Annotated in this window: 2 protein-coding genes; both read left to right on the top strand. The window is 70.1% G+C overall.

Annotated elements, in window-relative coordinates; translation table 11 throughout:
- Window positions 1–724: catalase-related domain-containing protein (locus tag AC04L7_RS18705; protein WP_475513704.1), on the top strand; the 724-nt coding region annotated here is incomplete at its 5' end.
- Between the two features lie 30 nt (window positions 725–754).
- Window positions 755–1,213, top strand: coding sequence for a hemerythrin domain-containing protein (locus AC04L7_RS18710; RefSeq protein ID WP_435997554.1), 459 nt, complete (start codon window positions 755–757; stop codon window positions 1,211–1,213).
- The last annotated feature ends 186 nt before the right edge of the window (window positions 1,214–1,399 follow it).

A 1,399-nucleotide genomic window follows, 5' to 3' on the forward strand; every position in this document is an offset into this window, starting at 1 on the left:
CTACAGCCAGGCGCGGCTGTTCTTCCGCAGTCAGACCGCGCCGGAGCAGGCGCACATGGCGGGCGCGCTGGTGTTCGAACTTTCGAAAGTGGAAACCCCGCACGTGCGCGAGGCCATCGTCGGGCACCTGCGCCATGTCGATGCGGACCTGGCCAAGCGCGTCGCCGACGGCCTGGGCCTGGACGCGCTGCCGCCCGCACCGCCGACCCCCGTGAAGCCACAGGACATGCCACCGTCGCCCGCGCTGCAGATCATCGGCAAGATGAAGCCGACCCTGCAGGGCCGCTGCGTGGGGATCCTGGTGGACGATGGCTCGGATGCGGCGACGATCGCCGCACTGCGCAAGGCGGCGGAAGCCGATGGCGCACAGGTCAAGATCGTCGCGCCGAAGATCGGCGGTGCGACACTCGGCAACGGCAAGCGACTGCCGGCGGACGGGCAACTCGCCGGCACGCCGTCGATGGTGTTCGATGCCGTGGCCGTCGTGCTGTCGGACGCCGCAGGCAAGGCCATGGCGGCCGAGGCCGCCGCGGTCGATTGGGTCCGTGATGCGTTCGGCCACCTGAAGGCGATCGCGCACGACGACGGCGCGTCGGCCGTTATCCAGGCAGCCGGCATCGGCAAGGACGCCGGCGTGGTGAAGGCGTCGGACACGGCCGCCTTCGTCAAGGCCGCACGCACCCGCCAGTTCGCGCGCGAACCCAAGGTGCGTACCCTGCCCTGACCTTCCCAGCCCTCCGCCAGGTCATCACCCATGCCCGAGACCATCTACGACGCCCTGCACGAAAGCCATGAAACCCAGCGCTCGCTGTGCCGCCGCCTGCTGCGCTCCAAGCCGGGCACGCGCGAACGGCTGGACCTGTTCACCGCGCTGCGCATCGAGCTGGCCGCGCACGCGGCGGCGGAGGAGCGCTTCCTCTACGTGCCGATCCTCATGGACGACCGCGGCCTGGACTCCTCGCGGCACGCGCTGCACGAACACCACGAGATCGACGAACTGGTCGAGGACCTCCAGTCCCTGGACCCGCGCCACGCGGCCTGGTTGAAGAAGGCGCGCGAGCTGTCGGAGAAGGTGCATCACCACCTGCGCGAAGAGGAGAAGAAGTTCTTCCAGGTCTCCGGCAAGATCCTGACGGCAACGAAGAAGACGCAGCTGGCACGCCAGTACCGTCGCGACCATGCGCGCATGCACAAGGAGCTGGAAGCGGAGTAACCCGGCCCGCGACGGCGACCGCACCACGCGGTAGGCTGCGGGCATGGACTCGCTGATCGCCGCCGCCGGCCGCGCCCTGACCGCCGGCGATGTGCTGGGCGCGCTCAAGCACGTGGGCTGGCGCGACGATCCGGCGGCACTGGCGTTGCGCGGCGTCGCCATGGCGCAGCTGGGCGACTATGCGCG

The organism is Pseudoxanthomonas sp. LjRoot204_2 (assembly GCF_056175765.1).

Coding starts and splice junctions, on each gene's coding strand:
- AC04L7_RS18710 (WP_435997554.1), top strand. CDS start 755: ATGCCCGAGACCATCTACGACGCCCTGCACGAAAGCCATGAAACCCAG.